A 25,632-nucleotide genomic window follows, 5' to 3' on the forward strand; every position below is an offset into this window, starting at 1 on the left:
TCACTTTTCTTCGCTGCGATTAATTAAGCAGTGAAGTTTGCATCGTATATGCCTTTTGCGTCCTTCCTAGATTTCTATTTATTTGGTTTTCGTTATCTTTTTAGTTGGTTTTTAGTTAGTCCTCATAAGCCAAACTATGCAGAGCATCTCGTAAAAGCTTTACTCCGTGAACAGCGTCTTGTGGATCTGTGTACTCTTCTGGAGCGTGACTAATACCATCTTTTGAAGGAACGAAAATCATTCCGGATTTTACAAACGGAGCAAAAATTTGCGTATCTTGACCAGCACCTGAATGCATGACTCTGTACGCATAACCTTGCTTATTAGCTTGATCTTTCAAAAGATTAATAATATCGTCGCTAAGTGGTGTAGGATCGTCAGACATCCACTTATCGATCTGCGCTGTAATGCCATAAGACTTGGCAGTTTCGTGAATATCCTCGTCGAGTTCCTGCAAGAATTTATCAAGAAAAGCTTTATCTGTATGACGGCAGTTCATTGAAAAAGTAACTTCTCCAGGAACAATATTTACTTGATTTGGAACTACGCTGATTCTACCGAAAGTAAGCACCAGTGGGTCGCCTGCTTGCTTAGCTTTGTCAAGATTTTTGGCGATTATATGAGACATGCAATCTACTGCATCGTGCCTGTAGGACATCATTGTTGTGCCAGCGTGATTTTGTACGCCTTTAAGATGAATATCCCAACGGTGCTGACCGGCAATGCTAGTGATAATACCTAAATCTTCGTGATTGCTGTAAAGCGTTGGTCCCTGCTCAATGTGTAGCTCAATCCAGGCTTCAAGATTTGCGAACTTAGGTTGAGTTGTTTGATAATTGAACCCAGCTTCACGCATTGCTGTTTCGAAAGGAACACCTTCACTGTCGCAAATATTTTCTACGTCCTCTTTTTTGGCTAGCCCGAAGAAATTCTTTGAACCCCAGAATACGTATGGGAAACGTGAGCCTTCCTCTTCTGCTAAGCAGATAATGCGAAGACTTTTCTTTGGCTTTCCATATCTAGTAAGTAAATTCTTAATTGCTAAATAGGCTGCAACTATTCCAAGTTGGCCGTCAAAACGACCTCCTCTTGAAACTGTGTCAATATGCGATCCGCAAGCTATTATGCTTTCTGGTTTTTCGCATCCTTCAACAGTTGCAATTAGGTTTCCAACTTGGTCGAATTCCACAGTCATACCGAGTTTTTCAAATCGTTGACGAAGAGCAAAAAGAGCCTGTTTCCAAGATTTTGTGTAAAGAGGTCGAGTAACTCCTTGTTCTCCTGGTTTTTCTGTGAATCCTGCAAGCCAGCTTATGGCCGATTCTATAGTTTCAGCACTTATGCTGCTATTAATCATGTGCAGTATTCCTCCTCACTTGTGCAAGTTTTCCCAAAAGTGACATTCAGGCGGATATTTTTTGGTTTTGGTGTTTGGTTTTTAGTTTTTAATTGTTTTTTAAATCTTTTTTTTTAATTGTTTAGTTGATACTCGTGTAATTGCTACTACTTTGTGGCAACGCAAGATGTCACGAAAATCGTGACAGAAAGAAATCACTTATTGTAATTGCTCCCTACGCATGTCTTAACAAAACAGGTTCAAAGGGTGTTTCTCAACTGTTTCCAGTACCCCTGCAATTTTCACTTGTACTCGGACGAGTATAGCACGATATTAAATGAACTCAAAATGAACATTTGCATGTGTGTTTCTGTGAAGAAATGATTGGTTGCTTGCTTGGCTGGTCGGTTGATTGATTGACTGACTGCTATGAGATATTGCTTCTATTTGTGGTTGCATGTGTGTTTGGCTGCGAAAAATTTTCATATGTAAGTTAGGAAATAAAAAATAGCCAGATAACAAAAAACGCAGTGCTTCTACACTGCGAACATATTGTGGGTGATATAGGAATCGAACCTATGACCCCTTCCGTGTGAAGGAAGTGCGCTAGCCGCTGCGCCAATCACCCAAAATTTTTTAATTATGCGTGAAAGGCAATCCTTTCGAGTGGGCGATACAAGGTTCGAACTTGTGACCCCTTCCGTGTCAGGGAAGTGCGCTACCACTGCGCCAACCGCCCAGGTTGTTTATTAAGCTTGAAGCTTAATCGAGGTGGGTACGAGAGTCGAACTCATCTATACGGCTTTGCAGGCCGCTGCCTAACCGCTTGGCTAACCCACCGTAAGGTCGAATAACTCATCGGACCTAGAGCGGACAACGGGACTCGAACCCGCGGTCTCAACCTTGGCAAGGTTGCGCTTTACCAACTAAGCTATGTCCGCAATGCAACTTTACTGAACAATGTCAGTGCCGAAGCACGAGTAACTACTATACCCGAAATATTCTCAAATGCAAGCCCTCGCCTATTTTGGCGTGTCGTTTGGTGTGCTATTTGGCGTGTTTTTCAGCGTGTCTGTTGGTGTGTCATATATTCTATTCGGCGAAGGTGTATCAAAATTGTTGCGTTAAGGAAACAGTTTTGATACATGCTTATTGCGTATGATAAATCTAGCTAAACAATAACAAGAATATGGGTAATCCTTGCGTATAGGGAAGGTGCTCATATGATAGAATCGAATTGAGAGCTGGGGCTCCCCCTTACCCTTGACCCTTCACGGGGTAGGTTTGGGGGAATGACCAGCTCTTTTGTAATAGTTAATTTCCCCGTTTTCTATTATGCAAACGCAATTTAGTTTCGTATCTTCTCTAGATAAACGTTTTTGAATAATAATATTTATTGAATCCCATGCTGCATTGAAATATTTTGAAAAATAACTCTATAATAGAAGTAACGCGAGGGCCTCGCAGCTGCCGTTTACGTCAGATTGTTAGTCGAGGGGTCCCTCGCAATCTTCATTTTAAGTATATTTTCTAGGGTTATAGGTTCTAGGGTTATAGACCAAAATTTATTTTTTATTCGTCTAATGGATCAACTTTACGCGGCAACCCTAAATCGTCTGCTATATCGTCATGTATATCGCCGCACTCATAAGGCTCTAGCAGGTTATACGCTTCGATTAACAAATCTTTAGGCGCACTCTTGTGCAACCATGCTTCTGCCAAATAGTCACCAATTGCAATTGATGGCTCTCCTGCTCTAATAGCACTATTGACTGCTTCTTTAGAGAGCTTATCCATGTATGGCTCAGCATAAGGTCGAAGTTTCTCTGCCATGTCATAATAAATTTTCATCATGTCCATTAGCTTTTCACTCCTCTCTTATTTTCCACATCATTATATGCAGTAACAACACGCTAAGATTTTTTCTTTTTGATAAACCCACTTCTAGGATAGCATCAGCGTATGCGGGAAAGACTGTGAGCCAAGGTGAAAAATGGCACCATACTCCAGCGATAATAACGAGTGAGAACATAGCAGATACTATTGCGTCTAATTTCATAATGAGTCTGCAGTATAGTGGATAGCGAGTCCCGGGCACCTGGATTGTTCGGGACTATTTATTTACTTATTGCGCTTCAAGGATTACCACTGCTGTATTATGGAAAGACTTATATGATAGAATCGAAGTGAAAGCTAGGGCTCCTCTTACCCTTTAATCTCGTAATGAGTTGGTTTGAGGGTATGACTAGCTTTTCGTATATTCCAACTGTTTTACAGTCTTTAATATTCACATGTTATAAGCCGAAAGTAAAGGAGCCCACACGACGCCTAAAGTGTTAAAGCAGTCAACGGCATGAAGCCGACTTTCAACGCAGGAAGACTCTTATAACTCATGCTGCTAAATAGGGTAAGCGGCAAAAATATTTGGCACTAACTGCAGTGTGCTAGTGCCCAATATGATTTATTTCTTTGCTATGTTGCTTTCAGATTTCCACTTTTCTATGAGTTCTATAGCTTGTTTTTCTTGCGCATGAAGAAAATGATCATTGTCTCTATTTTCATAGTTTATATTAAACGAAGCTAATATTATTTGCTCTTCTTTAGTAAATTCATCTAATCTGCTTTTATCAAAATTTTTTATAGAATCATAAAATTCTTCTTCAGAAACTAGATTAAAGCAATTCTCTGAATAAAATTTCCAGCCCGTTAAACTATTATATGTTGTTAAGCATAAGAATTTAAGCTTATTCTTCTCATTATTAAATATATTCTTAACATATGAAATGGCACTTTCTTTATCAATATATTTCCATACGCAAAATGCCACACAGAATTGATAAGAATTTAATATATCCTCGGAATATGAAATAGATTTAATTTTTGTAGCATAAATTTTTTCAATATCTGCTAAATGTTTAAGGCTAATGAATTGGAAATCTTTACGCTCATCTTCACATCCATATTTTTTGTAGGCAAATCCAATATCTCTAATTATTGTAGATGTTGTGCCAATGCTGTATTTATTAATATTTTGAACTGCAGAACTAATAATTTCATACCTATCGTTTTCATTTTCTAATCGAGTAATTATGTTATGTATTAAATGTTCTGAATATTCACATGCGGATGTTTTGAATAAATTAGATAAGTCTATACCTTTAAAGCCATATTGCAATTCAAATAATGTAGATGCAATTACAGCAAGTCTATTATTTGATATTTTATTATCAAAGAGTAATGCCTCTGTAATTTTTAAAAAGAATATAATGTTACCATCTTTATTAAAATTCTTAACTTTTTGCATGAAAGCAAATTTGCTACAATTATTTATACATTCGAGAATTACTTCTCTTTGAATTTTTATACTTGATAAATTAAAACTGAAATATAAATCAAATTTCTCAATAGAACCAACGCGCATTTTACTAATAAGTTCTTCTTTAGATTGAGGATTTGCGAATTTATGCTTATTAATGTCTTTTGCAAATGTAGGAAACATAGTTGAAAGAATATCTATTACTTTGTTACAATCAAGCTCTAGGCTACTAAATTTCTCATTGCAATATTTTAAGTATTCTCTATTATCCTTGCCAATCATTAGAAGACTATGTTCACTGCATTGGCATAATGCATATGCATTATCAGAAATCCATTCATATAACTTAGGCTCAAAAATTTCGATAGATGTAATAGCTAATAAATCAACAAATGATGTTTCTTTCCATAAAGCGCCATATTTGAATCGGAAAGCATTAAGTAATCTATTTACATCCCTTATATTATTTACATATGGATTTACACAGTTTTCAAGTACTGTTTCAAAATATTCGTTATTTTCAAATTCTTCTTCATCTTTGTTTTTATGAACAATATCATTAAGGCGATCTCTTAATATTTCATGCACGGTTGTTTTATCAATTTCAGGAACTTCAAAAGAAACTTGAACAATTTTCTTTAAATACTCATCTCCATCAATATTGTGATATTCAGACAAAGCATTGCAAACAATTTCCCTATCCATTGTAAGGACATAAATTATGTTTGGAAAATCGCCTACTTGTTTCACCAATTGGAAAATGTCTTTAATCTGAGGAGTAGTCAATCTATCTATATCATCAATAAAAACAATAATTTTGTGGTTAAAATCTTCTAGCGCCTTACACAATTTTTCTTTAGCATCATTCAAACTAGGAGTTTCCATCAATTTAGCTCCTGCTGCTTTGGAAATAGTTTTCAATATAGGAACAATTGCAGGCCCAACTGCTGGAATAATTGATAACGCGTCAATAATATCTGAATATTGGCTTATAGCCTTTCCGATTTTTCCTTTATTCTCTTCTCCTTTAGCAACACCTAGTTTATTCTTCAATTCATGGAAAAATAAACTAATTAAATTGTTCTTGTCGGAATAATTCCATGGCGAAAATCTAATAATTATTGGATTATGATTTTGATCTTCTTCAGTTTTTTGTGAAGTATCGGATTTTCTTATTCTTTTGTATACTCTTGAATACCATTTTTCATTCTCTATTTTTTGGGCTTCATCTTCGTCTACTGGAATCTCAGATATTGCCATGTTAATAATAGATGTCTTGCCGCTTCCCCACTTTCCATACAAACCGATTACAAGACCATCTTTGCTATCATATTCACAAATCGATTTTCCAAATTGTTTAGCAAAATCAGATCTTCCCAACAAATCTTCATCAGCTTTTTCAATAGGTTTATCCGCAACGTAGCTCATATACTTTCTCCCCTACTTATTCAATTGCAATATTTTTAGAACCATTTATATTCTAATCATTTATACAAATTATTCTTTTAACTAATCCTGACAATATTAGGTATCTTAAAAAATTGAGTTATAAGGTTATAAACACAAAAATTTGAAAATACTATTACATAAAACACAAACTGGCATATAGAGTATTGATGGTTGAAAATCAAAAAAGTAAAGGAGCCTACGCAACGCCTAAAGTGTTAAAGCAGTCAACGGCGTGAAGCCGACTTTCAACGCAGGGAGACTCCTGTAACTCAGGTTACCAAATATTGCTTTATTTACAACTTTGACTTTGTTCGTATGCTTTGTATGCTAAATCTGATTTATATAGATAGTGCGCAAGAGTATCAAAATTGTTGCGTTAAGGAAACAGTTTTGATACGTAAAGTTCGGTATTCTCAAAAGAAATTAATGAGACATCTATATAAAAATACTTATACAACTTTAAACGTTATATAGCGTGTTCTGTGAGAGTTTCAAGTGTGTCTAAGCCATTTAGCTTATGTTCTGCATCTAAAGTGTCCCAGTATATTGAATCTTTAGTAAGTTTTGATTTTAAAAATCTTAATCTTTTATAATCATTCTTACTATGCAATCGTTTAGCTTCAGAATCTGGATCGTCTATTAAAGATGCTATTAGCGCTGAATCATACAAATGCTTTTCCCTGTTCCCCATATTATCTGCATTATATGCAGCGCTCTTCAATATGAGCGCTCCAAGTAAATCTGGGATTCTTAGCATTGCTTCATTATTTTCATGTCTATCAATAAGCGTTACTAGCATGCTTCGGTCTATTGCTTGAGCTCCGCCTGGCATGGATAAAAGTGGAGCATTAAAGATATTTAAAAAGCCAAATAACTTTTTTGGAGTATGATCAGCTATTAACAGATCAACAACATCATTATTTTGATTCCTTAATCTAGTTGCGTATCCGGTTAAGCCAGTCTGTAATGAAAATCCTAGATTTTTTAGAGCGTTATAAACTTTACGAACGTTATCCTTATTAGAAATTACATCAATCAATAAATCAGCATCAGAAGTAGGGCGTGCTGTAATTCCATTCATTATTGCGTGTAACTGAATCATAAGTCCGCCAGTTAAAAGCCATAGTGAACTATTGCATGATTTAGATAATGCGTATATAGTGCTCCACGGATGTGTGCTACTAGAAATTTCAACTGTAGGTGTAGGTACACTTATGTCAATCATAAAACTCCCCCAAAAAACTCCCCAATATTGTTTCTAAATTTTAGCAAAAGGTATGATTCTTTTTTATTCTTTTATTGCATGATTATGTTTAGTGATTATATTTAGCAATCAATTCCGCAAGTTTGTTTAATCCTGCTTGGCGCTCGCGAAGGTCAAGAGATTCGGCAAGATCTGCGGCGCACACTGCTATTGGCATAAAGGATTTTGTCGATGATTCTTGTGTGTATTCAGTAATGTGTGAAGAAACATTTTGGCTAATGAAATCTAAAACTTCAGAATCTTCAATAACGCGAAGTTTAACGTTAATTATTGAACTGTCTGCGCCATTTTCGCTATTTTTAAGATGAAATTTATTTATTAAATCCCCTAGATTGTTGCTACTTACATATCCTTCTATTTTGTCAGTTTGCGTAAGCTGGAATTGTGAGTGCATATTCCCAGTTGCGGCTGAAAGTATTAAGTGATTCGAAAGTTCTACTAAACGCGATTTTCTACACCAATACTCCATTGTTTTCGCGCGATTTCTGGAACGATTAACTAGCTCTTGTTGAGTAATTGAGCGCAAATATGCTTCTATACGATACTTCTGCTGCCTATTGATCCACGAAACTTCACAACCGCTAAGCATAAACAATGTTGCAAAAGCTAATGACGGAGCATATGCTCTACCGCTTTTAGAGTTTTGTTGTTTATAACGATTTACGGAATCAAGTGAAATTAAGATCTTCCTACTTCCAAATGTGTATGTTGTTAGTAAATGATTAGAGCATAATGCACTAACTCTTTGAGTGCTAACTGCTAACTTGGCTGCAGCTTCCTCACGCGTAAGAAGAGTATCATTTACAAAAATATACATAACGCAAGTGTATCAAAATTATTGCGTTAAGGAAACAGTTTTGATACTTCTTTTTCATTATCAGTTTAAAAATCAAGCACGCCTTGCTTAGATTTAGGCTTCCATTCCTTAATATTTAATGAAGGATCAATTGTAGGAAGTGAATCTACAATTAAAGCAACTGAATGTCTGGCACGAGTAGCAGCTACATAAAACTCGCAAGCAGATTTCTGTGTTAAGACTTCATCTTTATGTTTAATAAAATTCAATATTGGATTGGTGGCTAATATTGCAACATGGTCAAATGATAATCCTTTTACTTTTCCAATAGTTTTAAAATCTAAATTCTCTAAATTTTTACCACACGCTTTGCTATGACGTAAAAGTTTAGGATTATATTCATAAATATAATCCTGCAAATCTTTACGCATAACAATATAAACACCCTTATGCTCAATATTTTTTTCACAGTGTTGTTTTGATACTGTATTAGGAAAAGAATTTTTATAAAAAATCTGATCTGAAAAATTTGCTATCTCTTGATTAAAACGATGTGTTACATTCTTGTACTCTATTTTTAGGTTCCCATTTTTTGAAATTTTCTCAAACCACGAAATAAGATTTACCCTATCGTATAATTTATTTTTATTTGATTGTAAATTGCTATCGATCAACGATTGTCGCACATCGCCAACCAAAAAGATTTTTAGTTTAGTTTGTTTAATAAGCAATTCCAATACATCCAAGCCAGTGCGACTAATATCTTGAACTTCGTCTATTATAAGCTCGTCATATATATGAGATAGGCGATCTTCAACCAAACCAGACGCTTCGTTTAGCATAATTTCCGCAGACAGCTCTTCAACAGATCCTCTGATTAGTTTATTTTCTGATGTAAAATATCTACCGACTTTACCCTTTTTGTTTGTTCTCCATGCTCTATTTTCTCTATTTTTATCAAAATCAAATCCACTAATTTTGATATTTGAAAACTTTTTTGGCAGATAAGGACTTATAACATCGTGCATTAAAAATTCATACCAGCCTTTTACTTCAGGGTAGATATTTATTTTACCCATATTTTCTCTTAGTCTTCTTCTCAATTCGCTTTGACCTGAAGATGTTAATGTAATTATTATTCGTCTCTTGCTGGTAGGCATTTGTATGCAACGTTCAATTATTGCGTGCGTTTTCCCCCAGCCAGCACATGCTTGTATAAATTTATGCATACAATATCCACATCTATTTATTATTGCTTTGATTAGCAATTTCCTTTAAACTTCCAATAGCATTTTTAATGTATGATGGTTGATTTAATTCTATATCTGATTCTGCGATTAGTAGCGCAGAATCAGTTTTGTTATTTATCATAAATTTAGCAATGTTATTGTTATTATCAGATTCACTGTAATTTAAAATTTTTTTCAGTTTTTCTTTGTTGTTACTGTTTGCCTTAACTATTTGTGTTTCAAGCGTATTCCCATCATTTACTTCTCCTATAAATATTTTATTTTTATAGTCATTATGCATATTTTTACATAACTTCTCTTTCCATTCTTCAGGATTTTTATTATCATTATCACGCAACACTACAATATCTTTAGATAATATGTCAGCTAGTTCTAGGCATCGCCTAAATGCAACTCCATTGATTGCTATTACATCAATTCCACAATCAAGAGGCTCTTTACCATAAGTATCTTTAAAGAATTTATTAAATACAATTTCGTCAGAAGGGCCTTCCACGATAACTGCTTTTTTTGATAATAAAATACGTAATGTATTAAATCCAGATAATTTTTTGAAATATTCTACAGTATCAAGATTTAGATTACTAAATTTGCTTATTTTACCATTGTTTATCAAAGATATTTTATCTAATCCCATTCTATTTAATACATAAGAACTATGTGTAGATATAAATATCTGTTTTTCTGAATAATTGTCTTCAATAAAATATAACAACTTCCTTAACGTTGAATAGCTTAGATGGTTTTCAGGCTCTTCCATAAAAATGTAATTAGATTTATCGGATTTCTGTGAAAAAGTTAAAACAGTTTTCGAACATGCTTGATATCCCTGTCCTATGAAATTTAAAGGTATATTATCAACACATGGAGTGAATATATTCCACCATGATGACGAATTGGATTGGTCAGACTGAAGCCCAATGGTCCATTCTTTTTCTTCTTTGTAATATTCCTCAAGTTTTTCGTTAATTTCGCTAATTTGTTGTGCTGCTAGATTATTGCATCTGCTTCTATATTCAGAAGTAATTTTATTATTATCTTTCGTATTTATGTGCGAATTAATTATATTGCGCGTATTGTAATTAGCGTATTTATTTGAGATTATATTTGAAGAATCAATTAGCATTACACCCAAATCTTTTGGCTTTTTAAAAATAGATCTTCCAGAAAAATCAATCCAATCTACTCTGTAGTACTCTGTTGGAATTATATTTGGGCAATCATGTTGTTCGAAATAATCTTTAATTTCTTTTTCATAATCAAGATCAAAATAGGCATGTACACTTAATCCTACTGAATCTTCCTGTAAACTATTGTTAGCACCACGTAATCGTTGTATATCCCCATCGCCAGCATTTAAATAAACTTCTATCAAGAATTCAGGTAAATTTTTTAGTTCTTTGTTTTTAAAAAAATTCTCTACATTATCTTTGTTAAACATATACGGATTAATAGCTTCAGACGCACGAACACCATCAATACGTCCAGTCAAAGCCATTATTATAGCTTCGAATAAAGTAGATTTCCCAGATTCATTGTCTCCAACTACAATATTCATTCCACCTTCAGGTTCAAATTTAAAATCTTTAAATTTTCTATAACCTTTTATAATTACTTTTTTAATCATGGAAAAATTATCTCCAATCTAATTATCCAATAATTTAAGAAATGATTTCAGCACAAAATATGTTCAGACCTTATTAAATTGTTTTGAATCTAGCATCTTCTTAATTGAGTAATGGTCAGTTACAAATGCTTTTACTGCTATTAACCAATTAGCAAAGCTTTCATAATTTTTAACTGGTTGCACAGCATGTCGCAACGAATTTGAAAATGCAATAGGCAAATCATTAAATATTTCATCAAATATATTGTTACACTCTAATGAACTTTGTGGGAGATTAATACTGTTAGAAGTATACTCGATTATCTTTTGTTCTGAAATGTATTTTAATTTATATACAATATTTTCAATTTCACTTTTATTCACAGCAATATCATCAAATCCAATTACTTGTGTACTATCAATGGCTTCTGGTCGTATTGCTAACGACAAAGTTCCAGGATCTTCATAATAATTTAAATAACGTGTAATATTATAAGGTTTAGGGCACATTTCATCTCTATCAAACTCTCCGACCATGCTTGCTGGTTCATATTTCCATCCAGGGTAAATTTTAGAATCTTTTCTCAATTTGACTCTATATAAGTAAAATTCCTTTCCACAAAGATCTTCATATTCAATTCTTCTATACATATTAAAAACAGAAGCTTCATATGTTCCTAAGTGAAGCGCCTTGTTTTTCATGCGATTATTCCATTCTTGTGCCTTACGCAGGCCACCCATACGTTTGATAGTATCCTCAGTTAATGAGTCTAAAGGATTGTAACTATTATTTGGCCAATCTTTTATATCTGTAGTGTGATACCAAAACATATTCACAAGAGAATTATCGTCAAGTGCTTTCTCAGAATTATAAATACATGGTATCACACTACTCTCTTGGTATAAGAAGTCTATACCACAACGCTTGCATGTCTTTTTATGTTCATATGATTCTTCAAGCCAATTCCAGTCAACTGTAAATATGTGCTTACAATTAGTGCATTGGACTTTGCGCAATCTATTAAAGTCAACTTCTCTATCAATCATCTGAATAGCTCTATTTTTTAAAAAACTAATATCCTCTAATAGCGGAAATTATAGAATCAGTTCTCCACTTAACTATTACATCAGCAGCATTTTTTACGACACGTGATGTTTTTTCAGAGTCCCAAGGTTCAACAGCTATAATCTTTTTCCCATTTCTTGTGCTAGCTCAATTTCAATGTTAATCCATTTACTGTATGTAGAATAAATACCAGCTAATATGAGAACACAGCTAGCATGTTGCATCTGGTTTTTAATTGCTTTCTTTAACTGATGATCATCTTCTGCATCATGAATAGGATCATCCTTAGGGGCAGAATAGTTTTTATAATCAAAATTTGGACTACTGTTCAATAAGTTTCACTAATCCTTCGTAAGCATATGAATAAGACCAAGTTGGGTCGATGAGAAGACGCATACAAAAATAGCTGGCACTTTGTGAAGTACCAGCTCTTAAGGCATGAAAATAGCCATAGGAAAATAGAGGTACTTCACATAGCACCCCACGGAATAAATCCGTGAAGCTCTATGCTGTATCTCATCGCCCTATAGCTAATCAGGCTTTGATCTATACTTTTTTAAATTGTTTAGGTTTTAACACCTGTATTCATTATTAACTAAATTAAATTTTTATGCCCAACTCCAAAAGTTGGTGCAAGAATGTTGATTTAGCAACGGTTTTCTGATTTTTGGGCATAAAAAAAGACCCCATTCGGGGTCTAAAACCAAGTCTTCGAGTTACGACTTTTAAAAATTTTTTCTATCTTAATTTACTACCGAGTTCTTCCATGTTACTTTGTATCAAAATACCATTGAAGTCTTCAATGCTTATACCTGGCATGCGGTCCAAAATCTTCAGATAGAATTTATCAGGGTTTTCTTGTTCTTTTAATGTGTAGTTTGATTTAGCAAAAATTTTTTGTATTGTTCTTACAGAATATCCTAGCCCAACACATATCGCCCACAGTGTGCCCTTGCTCATGTTATTGTATTTATTATTTTTAATTTTGCCGTGATAATTTTTATTAAGACATGTTGCTTCATTAAATTTTTCTGGCGATCTTAATCCATTTTTTTCAAACGAATACCATAAACACTCACAAAGTGATTGATTTTGATCCGTCAGAAGGCTAGTAAATTCATCTTCATACTCAAAATTATCCTTTTTTAATACATCAATAAAGCTTGAATACATAGAAACTTTATCAACTCGATTTAAATTTATCGATATCGCTTTTTGGTCTGATGGCGCAAAATAAAGAAATCTTATGTCTACGCCATCATCTTTTAGAAGAAATGCTGTTCCTTTATCCTTAGTAGAATTAATTCCGTGTTCTACATGATGTTTTAACCTAATATTGATAACACACTTGGATAAATTTCGCTTGGCTTTTGTCGTCAAAGCCAGTTTTCCATCTTTTATTTTTACGTATTCTTTGCTCGCTATCACAAAATAGCCATCAACAAAGATAAAGTTGCCGTGATTAACCCACTTCTCAAAAATTTTATTATTTTCTAACAGCTTAAACGCATCTTGTGGCGTTAATTTAGTAAATTCATTTTTAGTAAGTTGATCCTCAAAAATATATTTAAAGTCAGAAATGGAAGATAACTCTTTTTCAAGGCCTACTTCAAACAATCGATATTTTGCGGATTCTTTTGATACTTGGAAGAATGAGCTTAATTTTTGCACAAGCTCTTCACCGCTAGACACTTCTTTTTTTTATCAGCTCAGTCGCTTTTTTCTTAAAAGTAGAGTATGGCATTAATACTCTCGGAGCTAATTTGTGAGCCTGCCACTCTAACCACTGTATTTGGTTTTCTTTAGTTCGTTTTCCATTAGATGGCGTATAGAAATATTGGGATTGCCTGAGCATAGTAGGATAAATTTTTTCTACCTTATTTTCGTTTTTAGAATTTAAAATTTCAAAGTAGGTTTTATCTTTTTCCCAATGAAGTAATTCGTGTACAAGAGTATTTCTTTTAGATCCATCACCGTATATCTTTACGGCTTCTGGGTCAATTACTATAGTCCCTTTATTAAAGAACTTCTCAGCATATTCATCTGTTTTTTCGTTATAGACTTTAATATTCCCATCTATCAACAAGCAGCATCCGAAGATATCCAAGTTAGTAGATAGTCTTTCTTCTGCAATTTTTAAGTGCATCTTTTTGAGAATATCATCGACAGGTAAAGGCATAGGCTCATTGAGAGCATCCTTACAGTATTTGTTCAAAAACTTTGTAGCATAATCATCTAGCCTACTGGCACCTAAGATGAGTGCTCCAGTTTTTTTATTAACATCAAAAATATCGCTGTAGCTAACCTTCTTTCTCATTTATAATACTATCTCCTTTTTCTAAGTAATCTAAAGGCATACTTTCCAATGTTTTCTTTGCGTCTTTCCATGTGTGATAATATTTTCCAACTAAAGCATGGAATCTATGCGTATGGTTCTTCTCCAAAAGATGTACCAATTCATGAACAAGAACATATTCAAGACATTCTATAGGTTTTTTTGCCAATTGGAGATTTATCCATATACGTCGTTCATCTATATTGCATGTTCCCCACCTTGTTTTCATATTCTTGATTCGGTACTCGTCTGCGTGAATGCCCATTCTTTCTTCTATGCTCGGAGCTAAGTCCCCTATAACTCTTTTTAGCTCACCACGATACCATTCATTAAATACCTTCTCTTTCTTAGCAACACTTGCGCCCTCTGGAACCATAAATACTATTTTGTTAGGCATTTTCTTGATACCGTACTGTTTAGATCCAGTTTCTACATCGAGTCTATATGGTTTCCCCCATAGATAATAACTTTCACCTGAAATATATTCACGCTTAGTCTGTCTTTTTTGTGCAAGCATTCTATCTTTAACAGCAGTTATTTCAGGCATTTTTTTTAATACAAACAGTCTTATTTCATCGTCAGAATAGCCGAGTGGAGCACTTATAGTAACATCACCTTCGGGTGGTACTACTCTTATATAAAGATTCTTTAGGTTAGATTTTTTAGTTATCTTAACCTCGATACCTCCAATCAACTCTGTTCTACATATCATATTCTTCTTGCCTCTCTATCATGCTATAAATTTCTTCCACTTTCGAGTATTTCTCATCATCACCATAACCATATAGCGATAGATTTTCATATATAGCAAGTTTTATTTTCTTCTGCTTTTGAAGATTATCTTTCCAATTCGTAGACAAAGAAGACCTAATCGATTGATCAATAGATAACGCTTTATCAACATCTCTTCCAAAGAAATCATACAGAGCTCGCTTAGCTTCACTTTCTCGAACCTCATCAGGATAATTTCCACTTACTTCAGGATGCAAAACCGCCTTTGCGAGTTCAGCAACCTGCTTTAAGTATTCTTCATAGCTAATTGCTTCAATTTTTCTTTGCTTGATAATATCTTCCAGCATCTCTGATAGCTTGCCATAATATTTAGGATTACTATCAGTTTTTTTAACAATCTCATGTTTAATGTTGTTATCAATAATTTCTGCTTTCGCAACATCATTTTTTGATAGACCATCAAGGACATCAACAGGAGTAGTTGTAGTACTGTTAATTAAAAGCTCAACTAAACCTCTATCTCCAATGGTATTTATTTTTCTAGAATCATCAGCCTTAATATAGGTATCTAAAATATATCTCATGTCAGGCTCGTAAGCCTTCAGATCGATGTAATCGCAACTCGCGAGTCTAATCATTTCCTTAACTTGGTTATAGCCTGAGATACTTTTTCTAATAGCAGATACTTGGCTTTCACTATAACCATAATCACTTTCAAGTTTGCCACTGCAATCAGAAAATGAACGCGTCAATGAAGATGTAAGTGAGTACAATGCGTCTCTTAATCCAGTCTTTTCTTCAGATTCACAATCATTGCCACAGAAATAATCAATGTAGTCTGTGTCTTCATTTCCATTAACATTAGCAAACAAATCTTCTAGTGAAGCCATAGATCCAACCATGGTAGCTTTTGCCTCATCATAGCGCGATTTCAAAAGTCCATCAATATCTTCTTTATCAAAACCATCAAATGCTTCGCTTGTGTAATCAAGCATCGCTGTTTGTACATTACGGAATAAATCCTTATAGTCAATGATATAACCATAATCTTTATCATCACCGTTTGGTCTATTGACTCGGCATATTGCTTGGAATAAGTCGTGATCGCGCATTGATTTATCAATATAAATATAGGTAGCACTCGGCGCATCAAACCCAGTTAATAGCTTGTCTACAACTATAAGCAACTTCATTTGTCCGGGCTCTTTTTTGAATTTCTCTTTAACTTCGGATTCAAATTTGCTTACAGTTTTTCCGTTTAGCATTTTTTCGTATATACGCTTCTTATATTCCTCTTCACTTTCCTGATTAGGATCCGTAACTGCAGTTCTAACACTTGCATCCGTTGGCTCGTAGGATGTTACAATGGCACATTTAGTAAAACCACTACTAGTGAAAATATCCCAATACCGACACGCCTCATAAATACTACCCGCAACAAGCATCGCTGTACCACGATCTGTTCTTAAACGAGGAAGTGTAATCATATCCATACGAATATCCGCTGCAATAGTTTCTAAGCGTTGCTTTGAACTATACAGCTTGCTAATTGAAGTCCATCTTTGTTTAAGTGTTATCTTTGCACTCTCAGTTAAGCCTTCTGTTTTAATATCAAACCAAGTATCAACCTTGTCTTTACTCGTCAGATTTTGATCCACATCTCTCGCCTCATAGCGCAGATCAAGCACGACACCATCTTCTACGCCTTCATTGAACTTATAGGTGTGAATATAAGAACCAAACGTTTCAATACTGGTTACCTTATCTTTTTTAAGAAGAGGTGTTCCTGTAAAACCAATCAAAATAGCATCAGGCATAATGGCTTTAACAGCCTCATGAAGTTTACCTGAATTTGTTCTATGACATTCATCGATAAAAGCAATAATTTTACCTTTTGCTTTAAAGTCAGCTCCCAGATTTTCCCTTAAATCTTTCACATAAGCATCTACATCTGATTGTTTGCCAGCGTTATGCCCATATTTATGAATGAGCGAACAAATAATCGAATCATCAGTCTTGTTTAACGTATCTCTTAAATCTTTACAGCTTTTTGCTCGTTTAATTTTCTCATCAACATCAAAAAAGAGACTTTCAATCTGGTCATCTAATTCATCTCGGTCAGTGATTATTACAACACGTGACTCATCGATATTTTCAATTATCCATTTAGTCAACCACACCATTATGAGTGACTTACCTGAGCCTTGTGTATTCCAAACAATACCGCCTTCACCTGCATTTATGCGCTCTCTAGCAGCAATATTGGCAAAATACTGATTATAGCGAGCAACCTTTTTAATACCCGCATCAAAAATAATGAAATCATGAATAAATTCTAAGAAGCGCTTTTTATGACACAAAGACACAATGGCATCTTTTAAGCGATTACCTGACTGCAGCATAGCAATCTCTTTTGAAAGTGTATCTTCTGCCTTAGTATCTTCTTTCCACGTTAAATAATATTTTTCCTCGGTGTTAATCGTGCCATATTTTAATCCCTCTGATTCATTGCCTGCAAAAATGAGTTGAACCGGATGATAGAACTCTTGAATATTCTCTCGCTTTTGACTATCAAGGCTTTGCCTTATGCCATAACCGATACTTTTACAGGAACGCTTAAGCTCAAAAACAGCCAAAGCAATACCATTCACATAGATAACGAGGTCAGGTCTATGATGTGTTTTACCATCAAACCTCAAGGTCGTTACCTCTTCAGCCAGTTGGAAGTCATTATTGTCGATGTTATCCCAGTCTATAAAGTTAACAGTATTCCGATTCTTTTTCTCATCCTTCACACCCTGCCTACCATAACGAATAAGAGAATAAATCTCTTTATTTACTTGATAGAGGCTATCCACCTGATTCTTATACAAGTTCATAAGCTCAGAGACTGCCACATCAATTTTCTCTTTTTGATAACCTCGTTTAGTTAGATTGGCTCTTAATAGGTCTTCTTTAATGCCAATATTTTCCTGGTCTTCCAGATTTCCAAGGAAGGTATACCCCAAGTCATTGATAATCCATGACTTAACACGTTGTTGCAGCTGTTCTCGTTCTAAATCTACATGTACGTCTGCCATACTTTCCTCCTTATACCAATCTGATTTTGCCGGTTAAAAGATCATCCATTGCCCCTGCTTTTAATGCCATATATTTCTCTTTTTCTTCTTCGAGGTCAGTAATCTCTTTATCCATAGCCGTGAGAATATCAGCGATTGCTTGTTGTTCGGTGAGAGAGGTGGGGATAACAAATTTTAATTGTTTTAAATCTTTTTGGTATAAATGTTTTATAGTAGACCCTGCTGATAGCTCATCTATAAAATTTGAAAATAGCGAGGATCTTAAAATCCAATATAAAAATTTTCTCTTTAATTTTTCAATTACTCTAAAGACAAATACACCACTATTTAAAGTAGCTCTTTTATCTATATTAGGAACAATAGCAACCTTACCAATTGTCCCATCCTTAGTAACTAAAACATCGCCTGGTTTTACTTGTATATTACTATCCATATCATACCTGTCTTTGGATACGAAACTTATTTCTTCAAAAGATATAGTTCCACGATAAAAGTCCATACCACTTATTAAATAAGAATATCCAGATTGTAGATACTCATCTTTTTTTAAACCTTGCCAACCTATTCTAGCCTTAGGAATAACTGAATCATTAAAGCTTATTTCTTCCCACTTACCACTAAATCCTGCTAACCTTCGCTTGCCACTGACGAGATCTTCCACCGCCCCGTCACGGATCATCTTTTTCTTTTCAATGAGCTTGGAAAGATTATTAATGTGTGTGTCAAAAGCAGTAAGTGCATCAGCAATTGCTTGTTGTTCGGGCAACGGTGGGACTATAAATTCAATATTTTCAAATATTTGTTTTTTAATAATTTTGGTGGCAGTAATTCCTGCCAAATTTTCAAGATACTGTTTATTAAATTCCATCAGATAATAAATAAACAAATTATAGTTTTTATCGTTAACACAAATTGCATTTATTTGCTGATTACAGCTTCCCTGGCCGTGTAGTATGCAATTTTTGCCAATACTCGCAATGCATGTAACAAGCACAGAACCTGATGGTAGTCTTCGGGATACTGAATAACCTTTTTCAGTTAGTCTTCTTTCACTTGAACTAACAAATATTTTATTATTAATATCGGTTGGGGTTATCCACGTATGCGTCCTGCCCCAATATTCTGAAACATTGGTGCTTGGTGTGTTACCTGTCACTACATATCCAAAGTCTTTTACATTTTTAGTTTCCCAATCTTGCGGATAGCTCACCATCTGTAACCCATCCTTTCTAAAGCTGCTTTCACTGCTTGCTCGGATTTAGCAGTTTCTTCTTCTATCTCAGACAAGGTCTTCTCATAACGACTGGCAATCGTATGCACTTTGGATGCCCAGTCATTAATTACGTTGTCAAGCTCGTTTTTAATGTCAGATTGAAGCTTTGCCATCCACTTTTTGTCAAAGAGAAGATGCTTAATTCCATCGATAGTAAGAGTCGTATACTTTTCAGCCACTTTCGCATCAAGCTCGTTCGTTTTTTCTTTGATCTTTTTATTCACTTTATCGAGATTATTTTGTTTTTCTTGATAATGCGTGAGCAAATTATACTCTGTTTGCAATTCTGCGTTTGACGTTGACTTCTTTAATTCAGCTTTTAGCGACTTTAACCTGTTATTAAATTTAACCTTAGTTATTGAATTACCTTTTTCATTCAATACTTCAGACAATAATCCATCTTCTCCAGATTGTTCTTCTACCATTTCATTTAGTTCTGATGATATATTCTCAGCTTGTGCTGATAAATCAGCTATTTCTTTTAATTCAGCATTAAAGTATTCTTGTTCCAGTATTTCTCGTGGAATGAGCGCTCCGTCAAATGATTTTATCTTGTTTTTATTTTCGACTTTGACTTCATTGCCATTATCATCTTTACCTTTTTTGGTTGCATAGGTATATTCGATTTCACTACCAGCTTCATATCCTAAAGCCTTAATCACATATACATCATCTTGGAGCTTTTCGTTCCAGTAGTTAAGTAGAATGTCATAGACAGCATAGTTGTCTAGAATTTTAGCTTCTGCATAGCTTTCTAGCATAGCAAAGCCAAGACTTCGAATAAGTGACTTAGGGCATGTATTGTCATTAATATTGAGAAGTTCTTTTTTCGCTGTTTTTTGCCAGTTATTAAAAAGTTCCTCAATTTCAGTATTAGACTCTCTTATGATATTTGTGTCTTTGATAATTGTTTCTTCAGTTTCGTCAGGATTGACTTTTAACTCACAAATATCGTGTTCAGCGTCTTTTATTTTGAACAAAATCGTTTTTAGTTCTGGTGCAATTGACCAGAGCTTTTCTAAAGAATCGATGTCAAACTTAGGTATGCCACCGTTAAGATGAGACTCAATATTTTGTGGTAGAGTATCATCAATTTTTTGAATGTATCTCGGCACATTTAAATTACCATCGTTTTGCTCTATCTCTTCAAAGCTCACAAAACGAGAATATCCATTTATCTCCGTTCGATTAGTAAAGGTCTGTACAATCTTTTCGATGTCCTGCTCTCTTAACCTATTCTTATTGCCGTCTTTCTTAAATCCATCACTTGCATCAATGAAAAAGATGCCTTCTCTCTCATCAGCATTTTCCTTATCAACAAGAATAATGCATGCAGGTATACCCGTTCCGTAAAAGAGGTTAGCAGGTAAACTAACGATTCCCTTAATCCATTTCTTCTTTAAAATTGCCTTGCGAATTGTTTCCTCAGCATTACCTCTAAATAAGATACCGTGAGGTAGAATAATACCCGCCTTACCTGTTGGTTTTAATGCTTTTAAGATGTGCAAGAACCACGCATAGTCACCATTTTTCTCTGGCGGTGTATCACCATAACCATCAAAACGCTTAAATTTGTCTTCAGAGACTTTGATGCCATCAGTCCAGTCTTTATCTGAAAATGGCGGATTCATAACGATAAAATCAAACTTCGCAAGCTCGCCAAAATCGTCAATATATTGTGGGTCAGATAGCGTATTTGCAGCCTTGATTTCACCTGTTGCTTTATTATGCAAGATAAAATTCATCTTGGCTAAGCCTGCGGTATCTGAATATTTTTCTTGCCCATATATGTCAACGAGTGAGCTACCATCTTTACGAGTAGGTGCTTCATCTGCTGCTCGTATGAGAAGAGAACCACTTCCTGCAGCTGGATCGTGAAGAGTGTAAGGTTTCTGGACAGTAATATCAATGTTTCCGATGCCGATTAATCTAGCGATGGTTCGAGACACTTCACTCGGAGTATAGAATTGCCCCTTACTTTTTCCTGATTCTTGAGCAAATTTCATCATGAAATATTCGTATGCATCTCCAATGATGTCATCTCCACTTGCCATATTACTTTTAAAATCTATGGCTGGATTTTGAAATACTTTAATAAGACCTGAAACCTTATCTACAAGTTCCTTACCTTTGCCAAGCTCATCAGGATTATTAAAGCTCACATCAGGAAGTAAGCCTTTAAGCCTATTGTTTTCTAAGAACTTTTGAATCACAATATCTACGCGTTCGCCAACATCTGTTTTACCGCAGGCTTTTACCAGATCATCAAATGAAGCACCATCACTTACTTCAAAATCTGCAAATCTTTTCCCCTTATATCTATCTGAAACGTACTTAAAGAATAAAAGTACGAGCACATAATCTTTGTATCTTGAAGGCTCCACACCACCCCTTAACTTGTTACAAGCCTCCCACAAAATTGAATACAGCTCGGATTTTTTCACAGCCATTGTCCTCTTTATCCCCTCGTTAATAATCTAAAATATCTATACATGCACGGACTAATCGGTCATATCTTTCTTTTGAAATGAGTATGGCTTTTGATTTTCAGTTTTTAAGGACAAAAGCAGCTTTATCATTATCGGATAACTTAGTTATGATTTTTGAAGATTGCCCACGTAAAAAATAAGACATATTATAAAGGTCCATAGTTTTCTTGCTATCTTTATAACCCATGCACTGCTCCTTTTCATGACTACTACTATAGCAAGAAAGATGTCTTTTAAACCTTTATTATAGTTACTTTTGCATAAACCACCCTGGGTGCAAGGTGGGTGCACTTTTTAACGTTATCCATCTTGTGCACTCGACCCTAGAGCGTTGACATCTTCCCTCAAACAGCCGAACTGCGCTCAAAAACCGCGAGAACCTAGTTTAAAGCCGCCGTATACTAAACCTTTTAACGATAACCCTCGCGAACCCCTGCTGCACAAGGGCAAATTTGCACCCACCTAATCAGCCTTTGACATCAATACGACACTCTCGACGTGGCATGAGCTGATACCATAACTTATTATTGCAAATTTTTCTCTCTCATAGTTTGTGGAAACATATCAATCCTTATAAATTAATCCAATTATTCAGTTATTCCCATTCCAACCTCATATGCACTGATAAATTTATTCATGGTTTTCATAGCAATCTTCATAGCATGCACTGATTCTTCGGCGCTCTTAATTTTAGTTTTCAGTTCTTTCTTTTCTTTACTGTCCGCAACATTAGCCTTCAATCTTAGTTCAATTAAACCTTTTTCAATTTCAGTTATATTCTGAACATACTTTTCATAAACAGACTTAGAGTATTCAAGATCTTTTTCATCATTCATGAATACTTCTCTAACTGATACCATTAACTTAGCAGACTGTAGAATAGTATTCTTCTTTCCCATCAAGCTAATAGCACCAGTTGCACCACCTATACCAGCACCTACGCCTATTCCAAGAATTGCTCCACCGCCAACGATAGCAATCGTACCGCCTGCCATGCCAAGTCCACCAGCAGCAATTGCACCGCCACCCAAATATGCTAGGCAAGCACTTGTTAAGGCCGCTCCACTTAACCCAGCAAAATTCGACCCGACTAAGGCTACTGCAATAGTTGGAGCTAATGCACCTGCTGTTGCTATAGTGACTATTGCGACTCCTGCTGTTATCGTGATTGATGTAATGGCAGTCTTAAGTACTTCATTCATTTCACGACAAACTTTGTCATAACACTTTCTAAGACGTTTAACATACCCAGGAAACTTGTGCCTTCCAGAAAACTCACTATCAAGATACCTATCCCCTTCGGACTTCTTATATCCCGTAATCGGAGCATTTATATAAGAATATTTATTACTTGGTACTTCTTTACCCTTTTTATCTGTTTCAGTTTTAAGCGGAAAATATGGTTCAAAAAGCATTGCCTCAAGTAAAACAAGTCTAAACCAAAGTTTCTCTGAACTATTTAATCTTATTTTCTCGTGAAGTTCTTCAAGAGAATACCAATTAAGTTCAGCATTCATACCATTCATAAATCCTTTGAAGCCTTTGGTCATGTATCCTTTCCACTCATTAAGCCATTCAAGTTTCATTTGACGAATCTTTTCTCCACCAATAGGAAGTTTAGATCTATAAGCATCATGAAGGGTCTTGTAATATTCAAGATTATAAAGAATCTCTGTTTGTTCTTCATTTAATCCAAGCTTGTCATAATCCATGCCATCACTCATTCTTTGATATATCCTTTGATCTGTGTCGGTATATGTATTCCTATAAATAGCTTCATACATATACTTTATTAGACGTATATCTCTGCGTTTTAAAGCCCAAACCATTTCATCGCCTAATGCTAAGGTAAATCTTCCTACTCCCACACAATTAATTGACACCCAGTATTTTTTAGTAACCACTGCTTCGGACACATCAAGTGCAGTGAAAACACCAGTTGATACGGTAAGCATCCTTGTAAGTGTCGGAGAATTAAAAGGAAGTATTTCTTTTATGTTTATCTTTTTAAAGTCTTCAATCCTTGTTATTTGAATTTCTTTAATCTGCCTTGCAAGTTGCCTAATCATATAAAAGGTTCTAACTATACATTCATTTACAACAACCGGGATGGCTTGTTTTCCAATTTCCACCGCAAAGCCCATTTCACCCCTAAAATCTAGTTTTACAATACTTTCTCTAATAATTTGTCCGTTCCCATCGTGTTCAGCAAAAAGAGTTCCGTTAAACATTTTCGATAGAAGCACAAACAAAGACGTGTCATTTTTATGAATACTTTTAAATATAGGGAGACAAGACATCTCTTTGGCGATTGACAAAATTGGTCCTGGAATTCCAGTACCACCACTTAGACCTGCAGTGCTACTCGAACCAGCTATATCACTAATTAAATGAAAAAACCAAACAAAAGTTCCATTTATTATTTTTGAACTAGTATCTTCTCCTATAAAAACTCTGCTTTTCTCCAGAACATCGACAATCAAAAAATTCCCATTAACATCGGTTCCATATGACTTATATGTGAATTGAGTCAATAAAGAAAAAATCAAGCCGACAATGGTAGGATGATGCGCAAAATCTCTGAGATGGTGCTGTAGTCCACCTCCAAAATCTGGTGTGTTCCCATCTGAAGGAATAGGGAACTTATCCTCTAAAAACTTAACACACTTTTTCAAATCATAAGATTCGCATCCCATCATATGGGCTGTTTTTCTTACAACATTTTCGATCTTGTTATCAGCGATATCTCTCCCTTCAATAAGAGAAAACTCCTTAGTCCAAAGAATGTCCATCATTGCACAAACAACACCTGATCCAAGTGCAACTAAGCAATCCCATTTATCTGCTTTGCTAGAGAGCATATCAATTTGAGAATCAAGGTTAAAAATAATACTTTCAAATTCATTAACTTCTGTAGGATGTACTTCTTGATTAGATAATAATTCAACCTCTATATTATTAATTTCATTCACTTTATTCACCTTGCTTTTTTCTCTTTACATATGTAATTTCTATATCGTAGCCTAGGGCTTCAATCATCTGAACAAAGGTTTTATTAACAATCCCATCTTTTTCTTAATGATCTGGTTAACATACTGGCTAGTAGTATCACTCAAGGTCAGCCTGTGCCAGCATTATTCAAACCGCTGTTTTCTGAAGGTTGGCGCATTCGTTTTGCACATAAGACGTTTGCTTGGAATGCTCAATCTACTGATAATGCGAATGTGCATGTTGTAATTATTGGCATGGATACGCAAAGTGACAAGATTCTGCAACCAGTTTTATATAGTTACGAAAAAATTAATGGTGAACCTACCAAAACTATAGTTTCTCACATAAATCCATATCTCGTGGGGGGGGGGTATGACATTTTTGTTGAAAAACGTAGTCAAAAAGAAGGTACTCTTAACAGAGTTGATAAAGGATCACAGCCAACAGATGGTGGGAATCTTATTCTTAATACGCGTGAAGAATATGATGAAGCAATGAAAGACACTATTGCTCCTAAATATGTATGCAAATTTATTGGAGCAAAGGAGCTTATTAACGATAAAAATCGCTGGTGTTTATGGCTAGTGGATGCTGAGCCTTCTGAAATGCGTGAATCAAAAATTTATTTCTCAACGCGTTGAGAAAGTTC

General features: G+C 34.9%; 17 protein-coding genes, 4 tRNA genes and 1 riboswitch. Of the genes, 1 reads left to right on the forward strand and 20 read right to left on the reverse strand.

The annotated features are described in order from the left end of the window. Nucleotides 1-115: 115 nt before the first annotated feature. The 20 genes from HXT29_RS01940 to HXT29_RS02035 form a co-directional block, all read right to left on the reverse strand. Nucleotides 116-1,357 (reverse strand): hydantoinase/carbamoylase family amidase, encoded by a 1,242-nt coding sequence (locus HXT29_RS01940; RefSeq protein ID WP_004108971.1) that lies wholly within the window; start codon nucleotides 1,355-1,357, stop codon nucleotides 116-118. A 194-nt stretch (nucleotides 1,358-1,551) separates the two neighbouring features. Further along, nucleotides 1,552-1,641, reverse strand: a riboswitch (TPP riboswitch). Nucleotides 1,642-1,891: 250 nt separating this feature from the next. After that, nucleotides 1,892-1,964, reverse strand: a tRNA-Val gene (locus tag HXT29_RS01945). A gap of 39 nt (nucleotides 1,965-2,003) precedes the next feature. Continuing rightward, nucleotides 2,004-2,075: transfer RNA gene (locus HXT29_RS01950), tRNA-Val, on the reverse strand. Nucleotides 2,076-2,105: 30 nt separating this feature from the next. Then, nucleotides 2,106-2,176 (reverse strand) — tRNA-Cys (locus HXT29_RS01955). 28 nt (nucleotides 2,177-2,204) lie between these two features. Further along, a tRNA-Gly gene (locus tag HXT29_RS01960) sits at nucleotides 2,205-2,277 on the reverse strand. 631 nt (nucleotides 2,278-2,908) lie between these two features. After that, a complete protein-coding gene (locus HXT29_RS01965) occupies nucleotides 2,909-3,196 on the reverse strand; it encodes a hypothetical protein (RefSeq protein WP_174163935.1) in 288 nt (95 codons plus the stop codon). Nucleotides 3,197-3,797: 601 nt separating this feature from the next. Next, a complete protein-coding gene (locus HXT29_RS01970) occupies nucleotides 3,798-6,080 on the reverse strand; it encodes a P-loop NTPase fold protein (protein ID WP_174163938.1) in 2,283 nt (760 codons plus the stop codon). A 487-nt stretch (nucleotides 6,081-6,567) separates the two neighbouring features. Next, nucleotides 6,568-7,326, reverse strand: a complete 759-nt coding sequence (locus HXT29_RS01975) for a hypothetical protein (RefSeq protein WP_254596764.1) — start codon at nucleotides 7,324-7,326, stop codon at nucleotides 6,568-6,570. A gap of 88 nt (nucleotides 7,327-7,414) precedes the next feature. Then, complete coding sequence (locus HXT29_RS01980) at nucleotides 7,415-8,182, reverse strand: helix-turn-helix domain-containing protein (protein WP_174163941.1); 768 nt, start codon at nucleotides 8,180-8,182, stop codon at nucleotides 7,415-7,417. A 65-nt stretch (nucleotides 8,183-8,247) separates the two neighbouring features. Beyond that, entirely contained in the window at nucleotides 8,248-9,390 is a 1,143-nt protein-coding gene (locus tag HXT29_RS01985) for an AAA family ATPase (RefSeq protein WP_174163944.1), read from the reverse strand. Between the two features lie 13 nt (nucleotides 9,391-9,403). After that, nucleotides 9,404-11,038: an AAA family ATPase gene (locus HXT29_RS01990; protein WP_174163947.1), complete on the reverse strand. Its 1,635-nt coding sequence runs from the start codon at nucleotides 11,036-11,038 to the stop codon at nucleotides 9,404-9,406. Between the two features lie 63 nt (nucleotides 11,039-11,101). Further along, on the reverse strand, nucleotides 11,102-12,064 hold the full coding sequence (locus HXT29_RS01995; protein ID WP_174163958.1) for a hypothetical protein: 963 nt from the start codon (nucleotides 12,062-12,064) through the stop codon (nucleotides 11,102-11,104). A gap of 135 nt (nucleotides 12,065-12,199) precedes the next feature. Next, entirely contained in the window at nucleotides 12,200-12,415 is a 216-nt protein-coding gene (locus tag HXT29_RS02000) for a TIR domain-containing protein (protein ID WP_217431417.1), read from the reverse strand. A 406-nt stretch (nucleotides 12,416-12,821) separates the two neighbouring features. Next, nucleotides 12,822-13,775 (reverse strand): hypothetical protein, encoded by a 954-nt coding sequence (locus HXT29_RS02005; RefSeq protein ID WP_422118423.1) that lies wholly within the window; start codon nucleotides 13,773-13,775, stop codon nucleotides 12,822-12,824. Continuing rightward, nucleotides 13,768-14,400 carry a hypothetical protein gene (locus tag HXT29_RS02010; protein WP_422118424.1) on the reverse strand — a complete coding sequence of 211 codons (633 nt, stop codon included), beginning with the start codon at nucleotides 14,398-14,400 and terminating at the stop codon, nucleotides 13,768-13,770. Before HXT29_RS02010 ends, HXT29_RS02005 begins: the two co-directional genes overlap by 8 nt. Beyond that, a complete protein-coding gene (locus tag HXT29_RS02015) occupies nucleotides 14,384-15,130 on the reverse strand; it encodes a M48 family metallopeptidase (protein WP_422118425.1) in 747 nt (248 codons plus the stop codon). Before HXT29_RS02015 ends, HXT29_RS02010 begins: the two co-directional genes overlap by 17 nt. Further along, nucleotides 15,120-18,230, reverse strand: a complete 3,111-nt coding sequence (locus HXT29_RS02020; protein WP_174163968.1) for an HsdR family type I site-specific deoxyribonuclease — start codon at nucleotides 18,228-18,230, stop codon at nucleotides 15,120-15,122. The genes HXT29_RS02015 and HXT29_RS02020 overlap by 11 nt, the downstream gene beginning before the upstream one ends. 10 nt (nucleotides 18,231-18,240) lie before the next feature. After that, nucleotides 18,241-19,443 (reverse strand): restriction endonuclease subunit S, encoded by a 1,203-nt coding sequence (locus HXT29_RS02025; RefSeq protein WP_174163970.1) that lies wholly within the window; start codon nucleotides 19,441-19,443, stop codon nucleotides 18,241-18,243. Further along, the gene (locus HXT29_RS02030) at nucleotides 19,437-21,953 is read right to left on the reverse strand and encodes an N-6 DNA methylase (RefSeq protein ID WP_174163974.1); all 2,517 of its coding nucleotides are present in this window, start codon (nucleotides 21,951-21,953) and stop codon (nucleotides 19,437-19,439) included. Before HXT29_RS02030 ends, HXT29_RS02025 begins: the two co-directional genes overlap by 7 nt. Nucleotides 21,954-22,579: 626 nt before the next feature. Further along, on the reverse strand, nucleotides 22,580-24,964 hold the full coding sequence (locus HXT29_RS02035) for a hypothetical protein (protein ID WP_254596765.1): 2,385 nt from the start codon (nucleotides 24,962-24,964) through the stop codon (nucleotides 22,580-22,582). A 153-nt stretch (nucleotides 24,965-25,117) separates the two neighbouring features. Between HXT29_RS02035 and HXT29_RS02040 the strand changes: the two genes are divergently transcribed. Next, on the forward strand, nucleotides 25,118-25,624 hold the full coding sequence (locus tag HXT29_RS02040; protein ID WP_174163981.1) for a type IIL restriction-modification enzyme MmeI: 507 nt from the start codon (nucleotides 25,118-25,120) through the stop codon (nucleotides 25,622-25,624). Nucleotides 25,625-25,632: the final 8 nt, after the last annotated feature.

It is taken from the genome of Gardnerella sp. DNF00550 (genome assembly GCF_049262685.1).
GTDB classification, from domain to species: Bacteria; Actinomycetota; Actinomycetes; order Actinomycetales; family Bifidobacteriaceae; genus Bifidobacterium; species Bifidobacterium leopoldii.